Origin of the sequence: Actinomadura sp. GTD37 (assembly GCF_041951365.1) — a bacterium.
Classification (GTDB): domain Bacteria; phylum Actinomycetota; class Actinomycetes; order Streptosporangiales; family Streptosporangiaceae; genus Spirillospora.
This window is the reverse complement of sequence record NZ_JBGNUS010000009.1, coordinates 218,593-240,621: the sequence shown is the minus strand read 5'-3', so window position 1 is coordinate 240,621 and position 22,029 is coordinate 218,593. Positions and strand designations below refer to the sequence as shown.

At 73.6% G+C, this 22,029-nt stretch carries 15 protein-coding genes and 1 pseudogene; 11 read left to right on the top strand and 5 right to left on the bottom strand.

Translation table 11 applies throughout. The features are described 5' to 3' along the window. Positions 1-61: 61 nt before the first annotated feature. Positions 62-3,439 (top strand): pyruvate carboxylase, encoded by a 3,378-nt coding sequence (locus tag ACA511_RS34790; RefSeq protein WP_375028950.1) that lies wholly within the window; start codon positions 62-64, stop codon positions 3,437-3,439. A gap of 68 nt (positions 3,440-3,507) precedes the next feature. On the opposite strand, the gene ACA511_RS34785 is transcribed toward ACA511_RS34790, so the two are convergent. Next, positions 3,508-4,122 (bottom strand): TetR/AcrR family transcriptional regulator, encoded by a 615-nt coding sequence (locus ACA511_RS34785; protein ID WP_375028949.1) that lies wholly within the window; start codon positions 4,120-4,122, stop codon positions 3,508-3,510. 193 nt (positions 4,123-4,315) lie between these two features. Here ACA511_RS34785 and ACA511_RS34780 point away from each other — a divergent pair. Then, positions 4,316-5,218 (top strand): annotated as a pseudogene (locus ACA511_RS34780) (RNA polymerase sigma factor); the annotation flags it as partial. A gap of 129 nt (positions 5,219-5,347) precedes the next feature. After that, complete coding sequence (locus tag ACA511_RS34775) at positions 5,348-6,736, top strand: serine hydrolase domain-containing protein (RefSeq protein WP_375028948.1); 1,389 nt, start codon at positions 5,348-5,350, stop codon at positions 6,734-6,736. An 18-nt stretch (positions 6,737-6,754) separates the two neighbouring features. On the opposite strand, the gene ACA511_RS34770 is transcribed toward ACA511_RS34775, so the two are convergent. Then, a complete protein-coding gene (locus tag ACA511_RS34770; RefSeq protein WP_375028947.1) occupies positions 6,755-7,687 on the bottom strand; it encodes a threonine/serine dehydratase in 933 nt (310 codons plus the stop codon). 202 nt (positions 7,688-7,889) lie between these two features. On the opposite strand from ACA511_RS34770, the gene ACA511_RS34765 reads away from it, so the two are divergent. Then, entirely contained in the window at positions 7,890-9,047 is a 1,158-nt protein-coding gene (locus ACA511_RS34765) for an FAD-dependent monooxygenase (RefSeq protein ID WP_375028946.1), read from the top strand. Here ACA511_RS34765 and ACA511_RS34760 read toward each other — a convergent pair. Next, the gene (locus ACA511_RS34760; protein WP_375028970.1) at positions 9,041-10,222 is read right to left on the bottom strand and encodes an RNA polymerase sigma factor; all 1,182 of its coding nucleotides are present in this window, start codon (positions 10,220-10,222) and stop codon (positions 9,041-9,043) included. The genes ACA511_RS34765 and ACA511_RS34760 overlap by 7 nt on opposite strands. A 181-nt stretch (positions 10,223-10,403) precedes the next feature. Further along, positions 10,404-10,760 carry a YciI family protein gene (locus tag ACA511_RS34755; protein ID WP_375028945.1) on the bottom strand — a complete coding sequence of 119 codons (357 nt, stop codon included), beginning with the start codon at positions 10,758-10,760 and terminating at the stop codon, positions 10,404-10,406. 269 nt (positions 10,761-11,029) lie between these two features. Between ACA511_RS34755 and ACA511_RS34750 the strand changes: the two genes are divergently transcribed. Both ACA511_RS34750 and ACA511_RS34745 read left to right on the top strand, forming a co-directional pair. After that, positions 11,030-11,851 (top strand): SAM-dependent methyltransferase, encoded by an 822-nt coding sequence (locus tag ACA511_RS34750; RefSeq protein ID WP_375028944.1) that lies wholly within the window; start codon positions 11,030-11,032, stop codon positions 11,849-11,851. Continuing rightward, complete coding sequence (locus tag ACA511_RS34745; RefSeq protein WP_375028943.1) at positions 11,848-12,747, top strand: helix-turn-helix domain-containing protein; 900 nt, start codon at positions 11,848-11,850, stop codon at positions 12,745-12,747. Before ACA511_RS34750 ends, ACA511_RS34745 begins: the two co-directional genes overlap by 4 nt. A 1-nt stretch (position 12,748) precedes the next feature. Here ACA511_RS34745 and ACA511_RS34740 read toward each other — a convergent pair whose 3' ends face one another. Next, complete coding sequence (locus ACA511_RS34740; RefSeq protein WP_375028942.1) at positions 12,749-13,309, bottom strand: dihydrofolate reductase family protein; 561 nt, start codon at positions 13,307-13,309, stop codon at positions 12,749-12,751. A gap of 234 nt (positions 13,310-13,543) precedes the next feature. On the opposite strand from ACA511_RS34740, the gene ACA511_RS34735 reads away from it, so the two are divergent. The 5 genes from ACA511_RS34735 (at position 13,544) to ACA511_RS34715 (ending at position 21,991) form a co-directional block, all read left to right on the top strand. Then, complete coding sequence (locus tag ACA511_RS34735) at positions 13,544-16,861, top strand: ABC transporter permease (protein ID WP_375028941.1); 3,318 nt, start codon at positions 13,544-13,546, stop codon at positions 16,859-16,861. Continuing rightward, positions 16,858-19,422: an ABC transporter permease gene (locus ACA511_RS34730; RefSeq protein ID WP_375028940.1), complete on the top strand. Its 2,565-nt coding sequence runs from the start codon at positions 16,858-16,860 to the stop codon at positions 19,420-19,422. The genes ACA511_RS34735 and ACA511_RS34730 overlap by 4 nt, the downstream gene beginning before the upstream one ends. Then, complete coding sequence (locus ACA511_RS34725) at positions 19,423-20,337, top strand: ABC transporter ATP-binding protein (protein WP_375028939.1); 915 nt, start codon at positions 19,423-19,425, stop codon at positions 20,335-20,337. It abuts the gene before it with no gap. Beyond that, positions 20,334-21,026, top strand: a complete 693-nt coding sequence (locus tag ACA511_RS34720) for an ABC transporter ATP-binding protein (RefSeq protein ID WP_375028938.1) — start codon at positions 20,334-20,336, stop codon at positions 21,024-21,026. The genes ACA511_RS34725 and ACA511_RS34720 overlap by 4 nt, the downstream gene beginning before the upstream one ends. A 149-nt stretch (positions 21,027-21,175) precedes the next feature. After that, positions 21,176-21,991 carry a TrmH family RNA methyltransferase gene (locus tag ACA511_RS34715; RefSeq protein ID WP_375028937.1) on the top strand — a complete coding sequence of 272 codons (816 nt, stop codon included), beginning with the start codon at positions 21,176-21,178 and terminating at the stop codon, positions 21,989-21,991. Positions 21,992-22,029: the final 38 nt, after the last annotated feature.

The window sequence follows — 22,029 nt, the reverse complement described above, 5'->3', positions numbered from 1 at the left end:
GAGCCCAGGAGACCGCCGGACGCGGGCGGACGCGCCCGCGCCGTCTCCTGGGAGAGATACGTTGATCAGAAAGCTGCTCGTCGCCAACCGGGGCGAGATCGCCGTGCGCGCCTTCCGCGCGGCCTACGAACTCGGCATCGCCAGCGTCGCCGTCTACGCGCACGAGGACCGGCTGTCCCTGCACAGGCAGAAGGCGGACGAGGCGTACGAGATCGGCGAGCACGGCCACCCCGTCCGCGCCTACCTGGACGTGGACGGGATCGTGGAGACCGCGCTGCGGGTCGGCGCGGACGCCGTCTACCCCGGTTACGGCTTCCTGTCCGAGAGCCCCGAGCTGGCGGAGGCGTGCGAGCGCAACGGGATCGAGTTCGTCGGACCGCCGTCCCGGGTGCTGAGCCTGGCCGGAAACAAGATCGAGGCGGTCGCGGCGGCGCGGCGCGCGGGCCTGCCCGTGCTGCGCTCGACGACGCCCGAGCCGGGCGGCGAGCTGGCCGCGGCCGACGAGGTCGGCTTCCCGCTGTTCGTGAAGGCCGCGGCCGGCGGCGGCGGGCGCGGGCTGCGCCGCGTCGACCACCGCGAGGAGCTGGAGGCCGCCGTCGACACGGCGCGCCGCGAGGCCGAGAGCGCGTTCGGCGACGCGACCGTGTTCCTGGAGCAGGCGGTCGACCGGCCCCGCCACATCGAGGTGCAGGTCCTCGCGGACGGCGCCGGGCACATCGTCCACCTGCGCGAGCGCGACTGCTCGGTGCAGCGCCGCCACCAGAAGGTCGTCGAGATCGCGCCCGCGCCCCGGCTGGCCCCGGAGGTCGCGGAGCGGCTCTGCGCGGACGCCGTGAAGTTCGCCCAAGAGATCGGCTACAAGAACGCGGGAACCGTCGAGTTCCTTGTGGACGACCGCGGCGAGCACGTGTTCATCGAGATGAACCCGCGCATCCAGGTCGAGCACACCGTGACCGAAGAGGTCACAGGGGTCGACCTGGTGCAGAGCCAACTGCGCATCGCGGGCGGCGAGACGCTCGCCGACCTGGGCATCGCGCAGGAGACCGTGACCGTCGGCGGCTTCGCCGTGCAGTGCCGCATCACCACCGAGGACCCCGCGAACGGGTTCCGCCCCGACACGGGCAAGATCTCGGCGTACCGGTCGCCGGGCGGCGCCGGGGTGCGGCTCGACACCGGCACCGCGTACGGCGGCGCGATCGTGTCGCCGCACTTCGACTCGCTGCTGGTGAAGCTGACCTGCCGCGGCCGGACGTTCGAGGAGGCGGTGCGGCGGGCGCGCCGGGCCGTCGCCGAGTTCCGCATCCGCGGGGTCGCGTCGAACATCCCGTTCCTCCAGGCGCTGCTGGACGAGCCCGACTTCCGCGCGGGCGGCGTCACGACGTCCTACATCGCCGACCACCCCGGCCTGCTGACGGCCCGGTCGAGCGGCGACCGCGCGACGCGGCTCGTCCGGTACCTGGCGGACGTCACCGTCAACAAGCCGCACGGCGACGCGCCGACCGACCTGGACCCGGCGACGAAGCTGCCGCCGCTCGACCTTGACGGCCCGTTCCCCGAGGGGTCGCGCGACCGGCTCCTGGCGCTCGGCCCGCGCGCGTTCGCCGAGCAGCTCCGCAACCAGAGCGCTCTGGCCGTCACCGACACGACGTTCCGGGACGCGCACCAGTCGCTGCTGGCGACGCGAGTACGCACCTATGACCTGCTCTCCGCCGCGCCCTACCTCGCCCGCATGACGCCGCAGCTCCTGTCCATCGAGGCTTGGGGCGGGGCAACGTACGACGTCGCGCTCCGCTTCCTGGGGGAGTCGCCTTGGGACAGGCTGGCCGCGATCCGTGCGGCCGCCCCGAACCTGTGCATCCAGATGCTCCTGCGCGGGCGGAACACCGTCGGCTACACGCCGTACCCCGACTCGGTGGCGCGTGCCTTCGTGAAGGAGGCGGCCAGTACGGGCGTCGACATCTTCCGCGTGTTCGACGCCCTGAACGACGTGGAACGCATGCGTCCGGCGATCGACGCGGTACTCCAGACGCACGCGCTCGTCGAGGGCACCCTCTGCTACACGGGCGACCTCTCGTCCCCCGAAGAACGGATCTACACGCTCGACTACTACCTGCGCCTCGCAGAGGAACTGGTCGAGGCGGGCGTCCACATCCTGTGCATCAAGGACATGGCGGGCCTGCTCCGGGCCCCCGCCGCGCGCACACTGGTGAAGGCTCTGCGCGAGCGCTTCGACGTGCCCGTCCACCTGCACACCCACGACACGGCAGGCGGGCAGATCGGCACCTACCTCGCCGCCATCGAGGCCGGGGTCGACGCCGTGGACGGCGCCGCCGCGCCGCTCTCCGGCACCACGAGCCAGCCGCCCCTCCAGGCGATCGTGGCCGCGACCGACTTCACCGCCCAAGCGACCGGAATCGACCTGGACGCGCTGACCGTCATGGAGCCGTACTGGGAGGGCGTCCGCAAGCTGTACGCGCCGTTCGAGATGGGCCTGCCGTCGCCGACAGGGCGCGTCTACCAGCACGAGATCCCGGGCGGGCAGTTGTCCAACCTGCGGCAGCAGGCGGTCGCGCTCGGCCTCGGCGACCGCTTCGAGGAGATCGAGCGCCTGTACGCGGCGGCCGACGCGATCCTCGGACGGCTCGTGAAGGTCACCCCGTCCAGCAAGGTCGTCGGCGACCTGGCGCTGCACCTGGTCGCCGCCGGCGCCGACCCCGATGACTTCGCCGAGAACCCGGAGCGCTACGACATCCCCGACAGCGTCATCGGGTTCCTCAACGGCGAGCTGGGCGACCCGCCCGGCGGCTGGCCCGAGCCCTTCCGCACCAAGGCCCTCGCAGGACGCCAGTACACGCCCGCCAGAGCCGAACTGGACGGCGCCGAAGAGAAGGCCCTGGCAGGCCCGGAGGTCCGCGACACGCTCGACCGCCTGCTCTTCCCGGGCCCCGCGAAGGACTACCGCGAGGCCCGCGCGGCCTACGGCGACCTGTCCGTCCTGCCGACCGGTCCGTTCCTCTACGGGCTCCGCACCGGGCACGAGGTCGCGTTCGACCTCGAACCCGGCGTGCGCGTCCTCGCCGGGCTGGAGGCGGTCGGCGACATCGACGAGGCGGGCGTCCGGCAGGTCATCTGCACGGTGAACGGCCAGCTGCGCGCGCTGTCCGTCCGCGACAAGTCCGTCGTGTCGGACGCGCCGCCGGTCGAGCGCGCCGACCCGGCGGAGCCCGGCCATGTCGCCGCCCCGTTCGACGGCTCGGTGACCCTGCGCGCCGCCAAGGGCGACGAGGTCGCCGCCGGCGACGTGGTGGCCACGATCGAGGCGATGAAGATGGAGGCCGCCATCACCGCCCCCGTGGCCGGCACGGTGGCGCGCCTCGCCGTGCCCGGAGCGACCCCCGTCCAGGCCGGGGACCTGCTCCTGGTCATCCAGCCCGCCTAGGACGAACGGCTGTGCCCTCGGCGTGCCGGGCGCCGAGGGCACAGCGCACGCCCGCGCCCGGCGGGCGTTCACGGATAGGAGCCCAGGGACGGGGCCAGGAGGTCGAAGGCGGTGCGGGCGGACCTGGACAGCGCGGCCGCGATCTCCTCGTGGGACTCGCCGTCGAGGGTGCGGCGCAACGTCTCCCGGAAGAGGACGCGGTGGACGGCGCCCAGCTGGGCGGCGGCGAGGCGGGGGAGCGGGTCGTCCGGGGCGGCGGCGGTCTCCTCGGCGAGGACGGCGGCCAGGGCGTCCTCGCGCTCCTCGTGGAACTCGCGGAGCCGGGCGACCAGCGCCGGGCTCTCGGTGAGCATGCGGGCGAACTCCGGCCCGGAGAAGCCGATCACGGGATCGTGCCGGCCGGCGGCGTCCAGGAAGGCGCGGCGCAGCGCGTCCAGGGCCGACTCGCCGGGGGCCCGCCGCGCGACGGTGTCGGCCAGCAGGCCGGTGAACTCCTCGTGCAGGTCGAGTGCGAGGTCCTCCTTGCGGGGGAAGTAGTTGGTCACGGTCATCTTCGCGACCTGCGCCGCCGCCGCGACGTCGGCGATCGTCACCCGGTCGAAGCCGTGCCGCAGGAAGAGGCGCGTCGCCTGATCCGAGATGTTCTGCCTCGTCTGCCGCTTCTTCATCTCCCGCAGTCCCATGCGGCCATCGTCTCATAGTTCGACCTAAGTTTGTACTTGACACACTTTTAGGTCCAGCCTAAGTTTATGTCGCGGGGCAGGCGGGTACCGAGATCGCGTGACCCGTTCCCTCCCGGTCGGACGAGCAAAGGACACCGCCCTGAACGCCAGCCGCACGACGAGCGCGTCCTCCCGCGCCACCGTGAACCTCGTCGACCCGATGAAGGACTACCTGTCCCGCATCGGGCGCACCGCGCTGCTCACCGCCGAGCAGGAGGTCGACCTGGCCAAGCGCATCGAGGCCGGACTGTTCGCGCGCGAACGCCTCGAAGCCCTCGGCGACGACCTCAGCCTCCAGGACAAGGAAGACCTGGAGTGGATCGCCGCCGACGGCCGCCGCGCCAAGGAGCACATGGTCGAGGCCAACCTCCGCCTCGTCGTGTCGCTCGCCAAGCGGTACATGGGCCACGGCCTGCCGCTGAACGACCTCGTCCAAGAGGGCAACCTCGGGCTGATCCGCGCCGTGGAGAAGTTCGAGTACCGCCGGGGCCTGAAGTTCTCCACCTACGCCGTCTGGTGGATCAAGCAGGCGATCAGCCGGGCGCTGGCCGACCAGAGCCGCACCATCCGCATCCCCGTGCACGTCGTCGAGGTGCTCAACCGGATGACGCGCGCCCGGCGGCGGATGATGCAGGACCTCGGCCGCGAGCCCACCTCGCCCGAACTCGCCGTCGAACTGGACGTCACGCCGGAGAAGGTGGAGTGGCTGCGGCGGCAGGCCCGGGAGCCGCTGTCCCTGCACACCCCCCTCGGCGAGGACGGCGACGGCGAACTCGGCGACGTCATCGAGGACCCGGACGGCGGCGACCCCGCCGACGTCGTCGCGACCTCCATGCTGCGCGGGCGGCTCGACGCCGTCCTGGAGACGCTCACCGAGCGCGAGGCGGGCGTGATCTCGATGCGGTTCGGGCTGTCCGGCGGCGAGCCGAAGACGCTCGAAGAGGTCGGCAAGGTCTACGGGGTGACGCGCGAGCGCATCCGGCAGATCGAGTCCAAGGGCATGCACAAGCTGCGCCATCCGTCCCGCCGCGAGACCCTCGCCGACCTGCTCGGCTGACGCCCGCGGCGCGTCCGGCCCGGTTCCCCGCCGAACCGGGCCGCCGGATTCTCACGTATTGGGATGACAGAGCGGCTGATCGCCGAGGACACTTTCTCTGGACGTTCCGTACGTGGAGAGTTGGGGATGATGGCGAGGCGGTTCGGGCGGCGGGCGGCCGCCGCCGGTGTCGCGGCGGCATTGGCGATCGGGCCGGTCCAGCTCCCGGCACGGGCCGCGGGGCCGGGCGCCGTCCCCGCCGCACCGTCCGCTCCCGCGGCACCGTCCGCTCCCGCGGCACCGTCCGCTCCCGCGGCACCGTCCGCTCCCGCGGCACCGTCCGCGGCGGCCGTCCGGCGCCCGCCGACCATGCCGTTCGACCCGGCCAAGCTGCGCGCCACCCTCGACGCCACCCGCGACGCCGGCATGTACGGGCTGTTCTCCGAGGCGCGCGACGGCGCGACGCGCTGGGACGGCGCCTCCGGCGTCGCCGACGCGCGCACCCGCCGCCCCGTCGAGCCCGGCATGCGGCAGCGCGTCGGCAGCATCACCAAGACGTTCGTCGCCGCCGCGATCCTCCAGCAGGTGGAGGCGGGCCGCGTCCGCCTCGACGCACCGGTCGACGACTACCTGCCCGGCCTCGTTCCCCAGGGCCTCGGCACGCAGATCACCGTGCGCATGCTGCTCGACCACACCAGCGGGATCGGCGACTACGTCACCGTGGCGTTCCCGTCGCTGGGGGAGTTGTCACCGAAGAGCCTGGACGACTTCCGGTTCCGTGACGTCCCGCCGGAACAGCTCATCAAGTGGGGGCTGAGCGCACCCCGCACCGGGATGCCGGGTGAGCGCTGGTCGTACTCCAACACCAACTACATCATCGCCGGACGGCTCCTGGAGCGGGTGACCGGAACCAAGGCAGAGCAGTACATCACGCGGAACGTCATCGAGAAGGCCGGGCTCAAGCACACCTACTTCCCGTCTTCGCCGTGGGTGGTGGGGCCGCACCCGCGGATGTACGAATCGCTGTACCAGCACGTGAAACCACCCCGCGACTACAGCGTGTTCGACATGAGCTGGGCCTCGACTGCGGGCGCACTAGTCTCCACCATGGACGACCTCAACCGCTTCTACCGCAGGCTCCTCACCGGCCGCATCATCGGCAAGGACGCGCTGGCGCAGATGAAGCGCACGGTCCCGGTGAAGGACGCCGACGGCAACGTCCTGATGAACTACGGCCTCGGCGTCTACTCGCTCGACCTCCCCTGCGGGACGTTCTGGGGCCACGACGGCGCCGTCTTCGGGGCCGGGACGCAGTCGCTGTCGTCCGCGGGCGGCGCCCGCCAGGTCTCGGTCGCGCTCAACCTCATGAAGTACCAGCAGCTCAACGCCAACGGCACGCCCGTCCCGCACCCGATCGACAACGCGCTCGCCGCGCACGTCGTGGAGGCGCTCTGCGGCACGGAGTCCGCAGCGGGGCCGACCGGTCCCGACGAGCCGCTGCGGCTGCTGCCGCTCCAGTCGCTGCCCGGCGCCGGCTGACCGCAGCGGCGGCCGGGGTCAGGCCAGGTCGGACGGGTCGGTGTTGGCCCCGCACAGGACGACCGCCACGCGCTCGCCGGGGGACGGGCGGTAGCCGCCGGTGCGCAGGGCGGCGAGCGCGGCGGCGGTCCCGTGCTCGACGACCAGGCGGTACTCGGCCCACAGGTGCCGGCGGGCCGCGATGATCGCCTCGTCGGAGACGAGGACGGGGCGCACGCCGGTGCGGGACGCGACGGCGAAGGCGATGCCGCCGAGCCGGGTGGCGCCGAGGGAGTCCGCGGCGACGCCGGAGACGTCCACGTCGACGGGGCGTCCGGCGTGCAGGGCGCGTTCCAGCGTCGGGATGGTCTCGGGCTCCACGCCGACGACGCGGGCCGTCCCTTCGAGGGCGGCGGCGACGCCCGCCATCAGCCCGCCGCCGCCGACCGCGATCAGGACGGTGTCGACCGCGCCGCCGGTCTGCTCCAGGAGCTCCAGGCCGAGCGTCCCCTGGCCGGCGCATACCTCGGGCAGGTCGTAGGCGTGGCAGAACAGCGCCCCGGTGTCGGCGGCGCGTTTGACGGCGGCGTCCTGCGCGTCGGCGTACCGCGTCCCGACCTGGACGACGGCGGCGCCGAGCGCGCGCAGCCGCGCGACCTTCACCGCGGGCGCCGTCTCCGGGACGAACACCTCGGCGGGCACGCCCGCCTCGGCCGCCGCGTGGGCGAACGCGAGACCCGCGTTGCCGCCGGACGCCGCGACGACGCCGACGCCCGGCAGCCGCCCCTCGTCCCGCGCGGCGAGGATGTGGTTGAACGCGCCGCGCGCCTTGAACGACCCGGTGTGCTGGGTCAGTTCGAGCTTCAGCCACATCCGGCCCGCCTCCCCCGGGTCGACCTCGATCAGCGGAGTGCGGCGGACGTGCCCCGCGACACGCCGCGCCGCGGCCTGGACGTCCGAATGAGCGATCACCGGTCTTCCTCCCGCGCCTCGGTCTGCATAAGCAGCCAAGCACACCTTGGGACATGACCGGCACCCGTGCCGTGTGCTGACCGCCCGCGTGCGGGCCGACCGGAGGACGGTCAGCGGGTGGTGCGAGGCCGGTCAGCGGGAGCGGCGAATCTCTGTTCATGGCGCGGGAAACACCTCCCGCCCGGCTGAACAGGGAGTCGACATGAAGAACACCACCGTTCTCGTCTCGGGTGCGAGCGTCGGCGGGCCCGCGCTGGCGTACTGGCTGAACCGGTACGGGTTCGCCGTGACGGTCGTGGAGGTGTCGCCGGGGCTGCGGGCCGGCGGGCAGGCGGTCGACGTGCGCGGGCCGGCGCTGGAGGTCGCCGAGCGGATGGGCGTGCTGGAGCGGATCCGCGCCCAGCGCGTCGAGATGCGCGGAATGTCGATGGTGGACGGGGACGGCGCCGAGCTGTACCGCAGCGAGGAGCACACGCTCACCGGTGGCGACCTGGGCAGCGCCGACATCGAGATCCTGCGCGACGACCTGGCGCGGACCCTCGTGGACGCGGCCGGCGACGGCGTCGAGTACCTGTTCGGCGACTCGATCGCCGGGCTGGAGCAGGACGCCGACGGCGTCCGGGTGATCTTCCAGAGCGGGACGGTCCGGACGTTCGACCTCGTCGTCGGCGCGGACGGCCTGCACTCCAACACCCGCCGGCTGGCGTTCGGCCCGGAGCGCGACTACATCACGCACCTCGGCACCTACCTCGCGGTCTGGACGGCCCCGAACTTCCTCGGCCTCGACCGCTGGCAGGTCTTCCACCAGGTGCCGGGCAGCAGCTGGGGCGGCGGCGTGATGAGCGTCCGCGGCAACGAGGAGGTCCGCGTCTACCTGGGCTTCGAGTCGGAGCGGCCGATCGACTACGACTACCGCGACACCGCCGCGCAGAAGCGGATCATGGCGGACGCGCTGGCGGGCGCCGGCTGGGTGATCCCCAAGCTGCTGGACGCGATGCGGGGGGCCGGGGACTTCCACTTCGACTCGATGGCGCAGATCCACATGGATTCGTGGTCGAACGGGCGGGTCGTCCTGCTCGGGGACGCCGGGTACTGCGGGTCGCCGCTGTCCGGGCAGGGCACGAGCATGGCGATGGTCGGCGCGTACGTCCTGGCCGGGGAGCTGAAGGCGGCCGGCGGCGACCACCGGGCCGCGTTCGCGAACTACGAGCGGGAACTGCGCGGGTACGTCGCGGCCAACCAGGAGCTGGCGCTGACCAACAAGGCGCGGGTGGAGGCGCAGCGCGACGGCACGGCCGAGACGGCCGACTTCCAGGACTTCGGCGAGATCGTCAACGGGATCCGGGTGAAGGACTACTGAGCGCGTCCGCCCACGGCGGCGGCGCGGTCGAGGAGCACCCTGCGTTCGGGCGCGTTGCGGGTCAGTTCCGCGGCGCGCTCGAACTGCGCGCGGGCCTCGTCCCGGCGGCCGAGCCGTTCGAGGAGGTCGCCGCGGACGCTCGGCAGCAGGTGGTAGTCGCGCAGGGACGGCTCGTCCACCAGCGCGTCGGCGATCTCGAGGCCCTTCTCCGGGCCGTGCGCCATCCCGACGGCCACCGCGCGGTTCAGCTCCACGACGGGGGACGGGGCGACGTGCGCGAGGACCTCGTAGAGGGACGCGATCTGCGCCCAGTCGGTGTCCTCGGCGGCGAGGGCCTGCGCGTGCGACGCGGCGATCGCCGCTTGCAGGACGTACGGGCCGGGCGGCGCGCCGATGTCCTTCGCGCGGAGCAGGGCGGCGAAGCCGCGGTGGATGAGGAGCCGGTCCCAGCGGCCGCGGTCCTGCTCCAGGATCGGGATGGGCTCGCCGGACGGCCCGGTGCGCGCGCGGGCCCGCGACGCCTGGATCTCCATGAGCGCGGCGAGCCCGTGCACCTCGGGCTCTCCCGGCGCGAGCCCGGCGAGGACGCGGCCGAGGCGCAGCGCCTCCCGGCACAGGTCGGTCCGCACCCAGGCGTCGCCGGCGGTGGCCGCGTACCCCTCGTTGAACACCAGGTAGACGACTTCGAGGACGGACGACAGCCGCTCGGCGCGGTCCGGCCCCTCGGGGACCTCGAACGGCACGCCCGCGTCCGACAGGGTGCGCTTCGCCCGGACGATCCGCTGCGCCACGGTCGGCTCGGAGACGAGGAACGCGCGCGCGATCTCGTCGGTGGTGAGACCGCCGAGCATCCGCAGCGTCAGCGCGACCCGCGCGTGCACGGGCAGCACGGGATGGCAGGCGGTGAAGATCAGCCGGAGGACGTCGTCCTCGATGTGGTCGTCGTCGGGGAGGTCGAACTCCGGCGGCGCCTGGTCCTCCAGGTCGCGGCCGATCTCCTCCAGCTTGTGCTCCAGGCGCTGCCGCCGGCGGATGCGGTCGATCGCGCGGCGCTTGCCGACGGCCATGAGCCAGGCGCCCGGGTTGTCCGGGACGCCTGACTCAGGCCACTGTTCGAGCGCGGCGACCAGCGCGTCCTGCGCGAGTTCCTCGGCGAGTCCGATGTCGTGCACCATGCGGGCGAGTCCGCCGATGATGCGCGCGGCCTCCAGCCGCCACACCGCGTCGATGCTCGCGTGCACGCCGGAGGGGCGCGCGTCCGCCCGGTGCGCGCCGGACCCGTTCGAAGCCGTCACGCTGCCGATGAGAGCACCCGCACCGGCCGCCGCGCAAGCTCAGGTCAAACGTGCCGCGGGCTCACTGCCCCGGGAAGGGGTCGTCCGGGCCGAACACCTGCTTGATGACGCCCTCGCCGTCCCCGACGATCGTGTAGAAGCGCTTGGACAGCTCGATCGCCTCCTCGCGGGTGCGGACCTCGACGAGCGCGAAGCCGACGACGGCCTCCTTGGCCTCGGTGAAGGGGCCGTCCGTCACGGTGACCTTGCCGCCGGTCGAGGCGATGCGGGTGCCGTGCGGCTCCAGCCCGCCGGTCGCGAGGAGCACCCCGGCCTTGGCCGTCTCCTCGATGAACCGGCCCATCTCCTGCTGCATCGTCTCGTCCGGCTGGCCGCCTTCGTCGGCGCCGGAGTCCGTCGTCATCATCAGGAACCGCATTGCTGTCTCCTTCGTCGGTGGCGGGTCATCCCCGGCCTCTGCTGACGCGTCGAACAGGGTGGGAGCGGATCGACATCGCGCCCCGGATTTCTCCGGTTTATTTTCTTGGCACGGGATAGTGCCAGGTCAGCGTCCGGTAGACCAGAATCGTTGCTGGACGTTGCAGTAGAACATGACAAACGGGGAGCTTCGGGGCAGGTGGGCAAGCGGCCCACGGTCGAGTAACTTCTTCCCGTAGGTAGTTTTCTTGCGCGTCGAGGAGGATTTCCGTGGGAGACCCAGCGCCGGACGGCGGCGCGCGGCCCGCACCCGACGTCGACGACTCGGTCCCGCAGTCCGCGCGCATCTGGAACTACTGGCTCGGCGGCAAGGACAACTACCCCGTCGACCGGGCCGCCGGAGACCAGTTCGTCTCCGTCTACCCGCAGATCGTGGACGTCGCCCGGCACTCGCGGGCCTTCCTCTCCCGCGCCGTGCGGTACCTGGCGGGCACCGCGGGGATCCGGCAGTTCCTCGACGTCGGCACCGGCCTGCCGACCGTCGACAACACCCACGAGGTCGCGCAGCGCGCCGCCCCGGACGCCCGCATCGTGTACGTCGACAACGACCCGCTCGTCCTCACCCACGCCCGCGCGCTGCTGACCAGCAAGGCGGAGGGCGTCACCAGCTACGTCGACGCCGACCTCCGCGACCCCGGCCGGATCCTCGCCGAGGCGGGCCGCACGCTCGACCTCGACCGCCCCGTCGGGCTGATGCTCCTGAACATCCTCGGGCACATCGCCGACTACGACGAGGCGCGCTCGATCGTGCGGCGGCTCATGGACGCGCTGCCGTCCGGCAGCCACCTGGCGGTCGCGGACGGCACCGACGTCGTCACCGGCGAGGCGTTCCGGAGCGCCATCGAGCTGTGGAACCAGGCGAGCGACACCCCCTACCACCTGCGGACGCCCGAGCTGATCGGCGGCTTCTTCGACGGGCTGGAGATCCTGGAGCCGGGCGTCGTGCCGGTGTCGCGGTGGCGCGCCGAGCCGGGGCCGTTCGGCGAGCCGGACGAGGTCGACGAGTTCTGCGCCGTGGGCGTGAAGAGATGAGGCCCGCCGAACGCCCGGAACGGCCGACCCGGGTCGCCCCCGATCTGCGCGCCGCCGGGCCGACCGTGCTCCGGATGGTGGTCGGCGCGCAGCTGCGCCGCTTCCGCGACGCCGCCGGGATCTCCACCGAGGACGCCGGATACGAGATCCGCGGCTCCCACTCCAAGATCAGCCGGATGGAGCTGGGCCGCGTCGGCTTCAAGGAGCGCGACGTCGCCGACCTGCTGACCCTCTACGGCGTGACCGACCCCGGCGTCCGCGAGACGCTGCTGGAGCTGGCGGAGCACGCGAACACGCCCGGCTGGTGGCAGGCGTACGGCGACGTGGTGCCCGGCTGGTTCGAGCCCTACCTCGGGCTGGAGCAGGGCGCCGTGCTCGTCCGCGTGTACGAGGTCCAGGAGGTCCCCGAACTGCTCCAGACCCCCGAGTACGCCCGCGCCCTCCTCGGCGTCCGCCACCCGGACGCGTCCAAGGAGGAGATCGAGCGCCGGGTCGAGCTGCGCATGGAGCGCCGCCGCGTGTTCGCGCGCCGCGACCCGCTGAAGCTGTGGGCCGTCCTGGACGAGGCGGTCCTGCACCGCACCGTCGGCGGTCCCGCGACGATGGGCGCGCAGATCGAGCACCTGGTCGAGATGGCGGAGCTGCCGAACGTCACGGTGCAGGTCCTGCCGTTCGCGTCCGGGGGCCACGCGGGCGAGGGCGGCCCGGTGACGCTGCTGCGGTTCGCCGAGCCCGAACTGCCCGACGTCGTCTACCTGGAGCAGCTCGCCGGCGCCCTCTACCCGGACCGGGCGGCCGACATCGCCCGCTACCGGGACGTCCTGAACCAGCTCGGCGTCCAGGCCGAGCCGCCGGCCCGCACGGCGGAGATCCTGCGGGCCGTCCCGCGCGGCTGAACTACCGCGCGGCGGGGACGTAGGTCGCGACGATCACGCCGGTCGCGAAGGTCCGGGTGTCCGCCAGCTCGAACGACGCGGCGAAGTCGGCGCGGGTGAGCAGTTCCGCGCGGTCGGCGGGGCCGACGAACACGGGGTGGATCCAGAGGCGCAGCTCGTCCAGGAGGCCGTGCCGCACGAGCGTCCGCGACACCGCCCCGAACCCGTACTGCAGGATGTCCCGGCCGTCCCGCTCCTTGAGCCGGGTGATCTCGGCGACGGCCGCGGACCGCGGGATCGCCGTCGTGTCGCCCCAGCCGGGCTTCTTCAGGGTGTCGGACACGACGTAGTGGGGCAGGCGGTTCATCCGGACGCCGAAGTCGCCGGCCGCCTCCTCCATCGCGGGCCACGCCTGCGAGAAGCCGTCGAACGTCCTGCGCCCCATGAGGAGGGCGCCGCAGGAGAACAGCAGCTCCCGCGCGTAGGCGGCGGCCTCGTCCTGGAAGTACGCCGGCGTCCAGTTCTGCGGGTTCTCGATGACGCCGTCGAGCGAGATGTACGTCGAGTTGATGATCTTGCGCATCGGTCCCTCCCCGGTTCCGGCCGTCCGCACGATTCTGTCGTCCGTGTCCGCGCGACGTGCCCGATTCACTCGCGCGGCGCGCCGCCGTCCGCACCGGACGGAGTTGTGGGTGGTTTGTCATATATTTCGGAAGCATTGCGGAACGTCACGGTAGGGTCGCGGCCCCTTGCAGTCCGGGCCGTCAGCAATTGATCATGAGCGGTTGTGGGGCGACGGGGGCTTGTGCTCAGGCGGATGGCCGGCGATCGGACGCTGGTCCTGGCGGCCTGCGCGACGGCGTTGTTCGCCACGACCGTCCTTGCGGCGCTGGTCGGTTACACCGGGTCGGTGATCCGGGAGGGGCTGCGGCGCACGCTGGCCGACGCGACGTTCACCTCCGTGGGGGCGACGGTCGGCACGCACGTCCCCGCCGGGGGGCTCACCGAGGTGCAGGGCCGGGTCGGTCGCGGGCTCGGGCAGATCTATCGGGACGTGCCGCTGGCGACGTCGATGAGCGTCCGCAGCGATTCCTTCACCCTGCCCGGGCAGGAGAAGAGCGACCATCCCGAGTTGACCGCCTTCGAGACCTACACCGGCATCGAGAGGCATGCGCGCCTCGCTGCGGGGCGCTGGCCCGGCGCGGGTGCGGCGAAGTCGGGCGAGGTGGAGGCGGTGCTGCCCGCGGCGGCCGCTCGCGCGGTCCACGCCGACGTGGGCGATGTCCTGGCCTTGCACGGGCGGGTCGACAAGAAGTCGGTCGTGCGGGTGCGGGTCGTCGGGTTGTTCGACGTCCCTGATCCGCAGCACTACTTCTGGCAGGACGACCGGCTGATCACGACCGGTGTCGAGCGGCTCGACTACACGACGCGCGGGCCGTTCGTGGTGCGTCCCGAGGTGTTCGCGGAGCGGTTCACCGGGACGGCCATCGATGCCCGCTTCACCGTGATGCCCGATCTGCGCGGTGTCGCGGCCGGTGATCTCGGGCCGCTCGGCGACCGCGTGGCGGGTGCGGGGAGGACTTTGGAGGGCGCCGGCGGCGACCAGGTCACGGTGGTGACCGAGCTTCCGGTGCTGACCGAGCAGTTGCGCGGCGCGATCCTGGTGGCGCGGTCCACGATGCTGATCCCGGTGATCCAGCTCGTGCTGCTGGCGGGGTGCGCGTGGCTGCTGGTCGCCCGGCTGCTCGCCGATCACCGGCGCGGTGAGGTCGCGCTGCTGCGCACCCGCGGCATGGGGATGCGGCAGCTCGCGCGGCTCGGTCTTGTCGAGGGGCTGCTGATCGTGCTGCCCGCCGCGGTGCTGGGGCCGCTGCTGGCCGGGCCGCTGCTGCGGCTCGCCGGGCACGCCCCGGCCGTGCGGGACGCCGGGCTGCGGTTGGACACCGGGCCGCTCGCGCCGCTGTGGACGGTGTCGGTGCTGACGGCGCTGGTCTGCGCGTGCGCCCTGACGATCCCGACGCTGCGCGGCGCGAACCGCACGTTCGTGGAGACGCAGGCGGGGATCGGACGGCAGAGGCGCGGCGGGCTGCGCGGGTCGGGGATCGATCTGGCGCTGCTGCTGGTCGCCGGGCTCGCGATCTGGCAGCTCACCCGGTACGGAGCCGACGGCGCGGGCGCGGCCGGGGAGGGCACGTCGGGGATCGATCCGTTCATCGTGTCCGGCCCGGCGCTGGCCCTGCTCGCCGGTGGGGTGCTGCTGCTGCGGGTCGTGCCCGTGGTCTCGCGCGTCGCCGAGCGGGCCGCGACCCGGAGACGCGGGCTCGTGGCGGTCCTCGGCACCAGGCAGGTCGGGCGGCGCCAGCTCCGCTACGCGGGACCCGTCCTGCTGCTGGTCATGGCCATGGCCGTCGGGATCCTGTCGGTGACGACGATGGCGACCTGGCGGAAGTCGCAGACCGACCAGGCCGACTTCCAGAGCGGCGCCGACCTGCGCGTCTCCGCCTCCACCAGCGGCGGCCCCGCCTCGCTCGGGCAGGGCGGGCGGTTCGCGGCGCTGCCCGGCGTCACCGCCGCGACGGGCGTGCTGCGCGCGGAGGCCGACCTGGGCAACGAGCCCGTGACCCTGCTCGGCGTCGACACCGACGCCCTTGGACCGCTCCTGCGCGTCCAGCCCGGCCTGCGCGACGACCTCCGGCTGGACGAACTCGCCAAGGCCCGTCCGGCGGCCCCGGCGCTGACCGTCCCCGGCCGGCCGAAGCGGCTGCTGTTCGATCTGCGGCTCACCAGCACCGGCCCGGCGCCCGGAACCGGCGGCTACGCACCGCCGGCCGGCACGAAGTTCAAGATCACGGTCAGTGTCGCGGACGCGCACGGGCTGGCCCGGCAGGTGGCGCTGCCCGGCGTGCCCGCCGACGGCGACGACCACACGGTCGCGCTCGGCACCGCCGATCTCGCCGGTCCGGGCGGCGTGCCCTCCTATCCGCTGTCGGTCCGGGGCTTCCACTACGCCTACGACGAGAACACGTTCTCGGGGCCGCTCGACCTGAAGGTCGCGGGCGTGCGCGGGGACGGCACCGGAGACGCCCGGCCGCCCGCCGGCGCCCGCTGGGACGTGTTCGGCGACTCCTCGCACGTGGAGAAGCCCCTCAAGCCGAGCGCCGAGGACGCGTCCGACCCCCACCCTGAGCTGTCCATCCCCGCGACGCCCGCCGAGAACTTCCGGCAGGGCGACGACACCGGGCCGATCTTCTCCGGCAGCGGGAACGGCGCCGCCGTCCACGCGGTCCTCGGGACGGGCGCGAAGCCGTCCCACGGGCGGGAGAACACCGATCTCCAGCCGGTCGTGCCGGGCGTCATCACGCGCGAGACGGCGGAACGCGGCAAGGTCGGCGTCGGCGGCACCGTCACGCTCAGCACCGTCGACGGCGAGCAGCCCGTCAAGGTCACGGGGATCGCGCCCGCGCTGCCGAGCGTCCCGGCCGGTGAGCCCGGCGTCCTCGTCGACCTGCCGACGCTCACCCAGTCCAGGCTCGCCGCCAGCGGCACCCACGACGAGAGCACCGAACCCGGCGAATGGTGGGCGTCCGTGCGCGGCGGCGCCACCGGCCCCGCCGTCCGCGAACTCACGCGGCACCCCGACTGGGGCGAGGTCGCCGCCGACCGCGTCCAGGTGCGCGCGGAACTGCGGGACGCCCCGCTGGGCGCCGCGCTGCAAGGGGCGCTCGTGCTCGGTTTCGGCGCGGCGCTGGCGTTCGCCGTGATCGCGTTCGTGGTGAACGCGGCGGTGACGGCCGGGGAACGGGCCCGCGAGTTCGCGGTGCTGCGGGCGCTCGGCGTCCATCCCCGGCAGGTCGCCGGGGTGCTCGCGATCGAACAGGCGTACCTGGTCGCGCTCGGACTGCTCGGCGGGACGTTCCTCGGCCTCATCGTGGCGCGGCTGGTCGTCCCGCACATCGTGCTCAGCGTGCAGTCCGCGCAGCCGTACCCGCCCGCCGAACTCGTCGTCCAATGGCCCGTGGTGCTGGCCATGCTCGCGGGGGTCGCCGCCGTGCTCGGCGTCGTGCTGCCGCCGGTGATCCGGATGCTGCGGCGCCGCAACCTCGGCGCCGGACTGCGCGCGGGGGAGGACCGATGAGGGGGTCCGGGATGCGGCTGGCGCGGGCGCAGTGGGCGCCGCTCGTCGCGCTCGCCGTCCTTTCGCTGATCTCGGCGGTGTTCGCGGTGGCCGTCCCGTCCCGGACGGCCGCGGGCTACGACCGCGCCGCGGCCGCCGCCATCGGGCCCGACGCCGACATCCGGGTGGAGGGCAAGGCGAAGGGCGGCGCCGCGTGGACGGTCGTCCCGAGCGAGGCGTCGCTCGGCGCGAACTCGGTCACCTGGCAGCAGATGCTGCCGTCCTCGCTCGCGGGGGTCGCGGGGGAACCCGAGCCGTCCGTCACCAGCGAGCGGATCGACGTCATCGGCCACTTCCTGGAGCCGCGGCGCCTCTACCTCGGCTGGGACCCCGGGACCTGGCGCCGCGCCCGCGTCGTCGCCGGCACGCCCTCCTTCAACTCGCCGACCGAGCTGAGCGGCGACGTGCTGGTCATGGTCGCCGAGAAGTACGCCGCCCAGCTCGGCTACAAGGTCGGCGACCGGATCGACGTCAAGGGCCTCAGCCTCAAGATCTCCGGCCTGTACGCCCCGGTGAACCCCGCCGACCCGTACTGGCGGCCCCGCGCGCGGATGCTCCAGTCGGTGAAGGAGTCGCTCGGCGGCGACGGCGGCCAGGCCGACGCGGGCACGATGCTGCTCGACGCCAACGGGTACTCGCGGATCGCGCGCACCACCGGCACCCTGTTCACGTTCAGCTGGCGGTTCCCGGTCCGGAGCGGGGCGGTCGACGCCGGGGACGCCGGCGGCCTGGCCGACGACCTCGACGCGTTCCGCTCCGCCGTGCAGGGCCGCGGCGGCCTCTTCCCGTGCAGCGTCGTCACGCCGCTCGACGACCGGCTGACCGAGTTCGCCGGACGGCTGCACACCGCCCGGTCGGTGCTCGGCCTGGCGCTCGGCGGCCTCGCCGCCGTCGCCGCCGGTGTACTGCTGCTCGCCGCCGGGCTGCTCGGCGAACGGCTCCGCCCGGTCCTCGGCATCATGCGGGCGCGCGGCGCCTCGCTGCGCCAGCTCGCCGTCCCCGCCGTCGGGCTGACCGCGCTCGCCGTCGTCCCGTCCGCCCTCCTCGGCTACGGGGCGGGACGGCTGCTGGACGCCGGGCCGCCGCAGCCGACCTCCGGCTACGTGATCGCCGCGCTGATCCTGGCCGCGCTCGCCGTCCCCGCCGCCATGGTCGCGCGGGAGCGGGGCGGCGGCCTCGGCTCGGCCACCGACCGGCGCGACGACCTCGTCGCCGCGCGGCCCTCGGCGCGGCGGCTCGTCCTGGACGGCCTGCTGGTCGCGCTCGCGGTGATCGCCGCCGTGCTGCTGCGGCAGCGCGGCGCGTCCGCCGGGACCGACCCGCTGACGGCCGCCGTCCCCGTGCTGCTCGGCGCGGCGCTCGGCGTGCTCGTCCTGCGCGGCTACCCCTACCTGCTGCGCGCGGCCGGTCCGTTCCTGCGGCGGCGCAGCGGCGCGGTCGCGTTCATCGGCGTCGCCCGCGCGTCCCGGCAGAACCTCGTGGGCGCGCTGCCGCTCGTCGTCCTGCTGCTGGCCGCGGCCGTCGCCGGCTTCACCGCCACCGTGGACACCGCGCTGCGGGACGGCCAGGTGCGCGCCTCCTGGTCGGAGACGGGCGCCGACGCCCGCATCGACACCGGGCCGGTGGACGACGCGACGCTGGCCCGCGTCCGCGCGGTCGACGGCGTGACCGGCGTGTTCCGGGCCCGGATCGTCGCCGGCGTGTCGACCTCGACGGACTCGGCGCCGATGACCCTCGTCGGCGTGGACCTCGACGCCTACCGCGAATTCGCGCCCGGCGTGCCCGGAGTCCCGGACCCGGGGGTGCTCCTGTCGCCGCTCGCGGCCGTCACCGTCGGCTCCGGCGAGGTGACCCTCAGCCGTCCCGGACTCTCTCCGATCAAGGTCAAGCCGTCCGGGCGGATCGACCACTTCCCCGGCCAGGGCAAGGGCACGGCGTTCGTCATCGTCCCGTACAAGCTGATCGCCGCCGAGAAGGGCTTCCCGTCCCAGGTCTTCGTCACCGGGCACGGCCTCGACGCCAAGGCCCTCAGCGCCGCCGCCTCCGGACGTCCCGTCCAGATGCGGCAGGACGTCCTGCGCGGCATGACCGGGACGCCCATGGTCACCGTCGTCCACGAGACGTTCCTGAACGGCGCGCTCATCGGCGGCGCGTTCGGGCTGCTCGCCGTCCTCCTCGTCCTGGTCGTCGGGGCCCGCGCCCGCGGCCGCACCATCGCGCACCTGCGCGCCCTCGGGATGAGCCGGCGGCAGAGCCGGGGTCTCGCGCTGGTCGAGATCGCGCCCGTCCTGCTCTGCGCGGTCGGCGCGGGCTGGGTGCTCGGCCTCCTGCTGCCCGAGATCACCGGCCCGGTCGTCGACCTGCGCCCCTACACCGGCGGCTTCGCGGTCACCGCCCACGTGCCCGGCTGGCCGGCGCTGCTCGGCCTCGCCGGCGCGCTCCTGCTCAGCGCCGCCGCGACCGTCGCCGTCGACCGCCTCTTCGACACCCGCCCCGGAACCGCCCTGAGAACGGGGGACTGAATGGCCAACGCACCGGATCTCGCCGAGTTGGAGCGCCGCGCCGCCGAACGCGGCCCGGTCTACGGTGAGGGCGCGCATATCGTCTGCGACAACCTCGTGCGGATCTACAAGACGGACGGGGTCGAGGTCGTCGCGCTGCAGGGTCTCGACCTGCTCGTCGATCCGGGCGAGTTGGTGGCGATCGTCGGCGCGTCGGGTTCGGGGAAGTCGACGCTGCTGAACATCCTGTCCGGCCTGGACGTGCCGACCGCCGGCGTGGCGCGTGTGGCCGGTTCGGACCTGCTGACCATGGCGTCCAAGGAGCGGCTGCGGTTCCGGCGCGAGCAGGTCGGGTTCATCTGGCAGCAGACGTCCCGCAACCTCCTGCCGTACCTGACCGCGACGCAGAACGTCGAGCTGCCCATGAAGTTCGCCGGACGGTCCCGCCGTGCGCGTGCGACCCGCGCCGCCGAGCTGCTCGGCATGCTGGACGTCGGCGACTGCGCGGGCCGCCGTCCCGAGGAACTGTCGGGCGGCCAGCAGCAGCGCATCGCGATCGCCGTCGCGGTGGCGAACGAACCGCACGTGGTGCTGGCCGACGAGCCCACCGGGGAACTCGACACCGCCACCGCCGCCGGGGTGTTCGCCGCGCTCCGCCGCGTCAACGAGGAACTGGGGACCACCACCGTCGTCGTCACCCATGACGCGCAGGTGTCCGAGCAGGTCGATCGGACCGTGGGCATCCGCGACGGCCGTACCAGCGTCGAGGTCCGGCGCGGCGGCGGGACCGCCGAGGAGTACGCGCTCCTCGACCGGGCGGGCCGCGTCCAGCTCCCGGCCGCGTTCACCGAGGCCCTCGACCTGCGCGACCGCGTCCGCCTCGCCTTGGAGAGAGACCATGTGGGCGTGTGGCCCGACCGGCAGGAGACCGAATGACCGACCCGATGGTGGCCGTTGAGGGCCTCACCCGCACCTACCGCACCGGCAAGATCGAGGTCCCCGCGCTGCGCGGCGCGTCCTTCACCGTCGCCGCCGGGGAACTCGTCGCGATCAAGGGCCGCTCCGGCTCCGGCAAGACGACCCTGCTCAACCTGATCGGCGGCCTGGACACCCCGGACGGCGGCACCGTCCGCGTCGACGGCCACGACGTCGGCGCCCTCCCGGAGGACGACCTGCTCGCCCTGCGCCGCGACCACATCGGCTACGTGTTCCAGTCGCACGGACTGATCCCGGTCCTCTCCGCGGCCGAGAACGTGGAGGTCCCCCTCCGCCTGGTCCGCAAGGACCCGGCCGAGCGCGACGAACGGGTACGCGTCCTGCTGTCACTGGTCGGCCTGAGCGACCACGCGGCCCAGCGTCCCTACGAGCTCTCCGGCGGCCAGCGCCAGCGCGTGGCCATCGCGCGGGCCCTGGCCAACCGCCCGCGCTTGATCCTGGCCGACGAGCTCACGGGCCAGCTCGACTCCGAGACGGCCGCGGCGATCATGCCGCTGCTGCACGCGGTGGTGGCCAGCGAGGGCGTGACCGTCCTGGTGGCCACCCATGACCAGGCCCTCCTCTCCCAGGCCGACCGGGTCCTGAACCTGGAGGACGGCGTGATCACCGAGGCGTCCGTCCCGGTCTGAAGGGAGCCGCCGGGTCCCTTCAGACGGGTCTCGCACGCGCGTTCTGGCCGGTTGCGCGCTGTTCCGAGGAGGCACGGCGGGAGGCTCTGTTGTGGGAAACTGGGCCGTTCGCTGGTGAAACACGACGATGGGGGCGTCCGGTGGGAGGTGTGCTGCGGGTTTCGCGGCCCAACGCGCAGTTCCAGCAGTGGGAGGCGCTGCTGCGAAACCGGAACAAGCGCCAGCGGGCCGGCGAGTTCCTGGTACAGGGCGTCCGGGCGATCAGCCTGGCGGTGGAGCGCGGCTGGCCGGTGCGGGCGCTGCTGTACGACGCCGAGCGGCCGCTGTCGCGGTGGGCGGCCGAGATGCTGGAGCGCGCCGGCGCCGCGCGGGTGACGATGACGCCCGAGCTGCTGGGCCGGCTCAGCGGCAAGGAGCAGGAGGTCCCCGAGCTGGTGGCGGTGGTGGCGCTGCCCGCCGACGACCTGTCGCGGATCTCGGTGGGGCCGTCGTTCGCGGGGGTGGTGTTCGACCGGCCCACCGGGCCCGGCAACATCGGCACGATGGTGCGTTCGGTCGACGCGTTCGACGGCGGGGGGCTGATCGTCACCGGGCACGCCGCCGATCCCTACGACCCCAAGGCCGTGCGCGCCTCCACCGGGTCGCTGCTGACGGTGCCGGTGGTCCGCGTCCGCTCGCACCGCGAGGTGCTGGAGTGGGTCCACCGGGAACGGGCGTCCGGTCGGCGGCTGACCGTGGTCGGTACCGACGAGGACGGCGCCGCCGACATCGCCGACGTGGACCTGACCGGCCCCGTCCTGCTGGTGATCGGGAACGAGACCGCTGGGCTGAGCGCGGGCTGGCGGGAGGGCTGCGACACGATGGCGCGCATCCCGATCGGTGGCGCGGCCAGCTCGCTGAACGCCGCCTCCGCCGCCACGGTCGCGCTGTACGAGGCCGCCCGCCAGCGCGCCCGCCGCTCCTAGCCGAAGCCCCGCGGCCCACGGTTATGCGCCGATCCGGG

Bases quoted from the DNA above. Each gene is read 5' to 3' on its own strand.
- ACA511_RS34785 (WP_375028949.1), bottom strand. From the start codon at position 4,122: ATGGGACTGCGGGAGATGAAGAAGCGGCAGACGAGGCAGAACATCTCG.
- ACA511_RS34775 (WP_375028948.1), top strand. From the start codon at position 5,348: ATGGCGAGGCGGTTCGGGCGGCGGGCGGCCGCCGCCGGTGTCGCGGCG.
- ACA511_RS34765 (WP_375028946.1), top strand. From the start codon at position 7,890: ATGAAGAACACCACCGTTCTCGTCTCGGGTGCGAGCGTCGGCGGGCCC.
- ACA511_RS34760 (WP_375028970.1), bottom strand. From the start codon at position 10,222: ATGGTGCACGACATCGGACTCGCCGAGGAACTCGCGCAGGACGCGCTG.
- ACA511_RS34755 (WP_375028945.1), bottom strand. From the start codon at position 10,760: ATGCGGTTCCTGATGATGACGACGGACTCCGGCGCCGACGAAGGCGGC.
- ACA511_RS34745 (WP_375028943.1), top strand. From the start codon at position 11,848: ATGAGGCCCGCCGAACGCCCGGAACGGCCGACCCGGGTCGCCCCCGAT.
- ACA511_RS34740 (WP_375028942.1), bottom strand. From the start codon at position 13,309: ATGCGCAAGATCATCAACTCGACGTACATCTCGCTCGACGGCGTCATC.
- ACA511_RS34735 (WP_375028941.1), top strand. From the start codon at position 13,544: ATGGCCGGCGATCGGACGCTGGTCCTGGCGGCCTGCGCGACGGCGTTG.
- ACA511_RS34730 (WP_375028940.1), top strand. From the start codon at position 16,858: ATGAGGGGGTCCGGGATGCGGCTGGCGCGGGCGCAGTGGGCGCCGCTC.
- ACA511_RS34725 (WP_375028939.1), top strand. From the start codon at position 19,423: ATGGCCAACGCACCGGATCTCGCCGAGTTGGAGCGCCGCGCCGCCGAA.
- ACA511_RS34720 (WP_375028938.1), top strand. From the start codon at position 20,334: ATGACCGACCCGATGGTGGCCGTTGAGGGCCTCACCCGCACCTACCGC.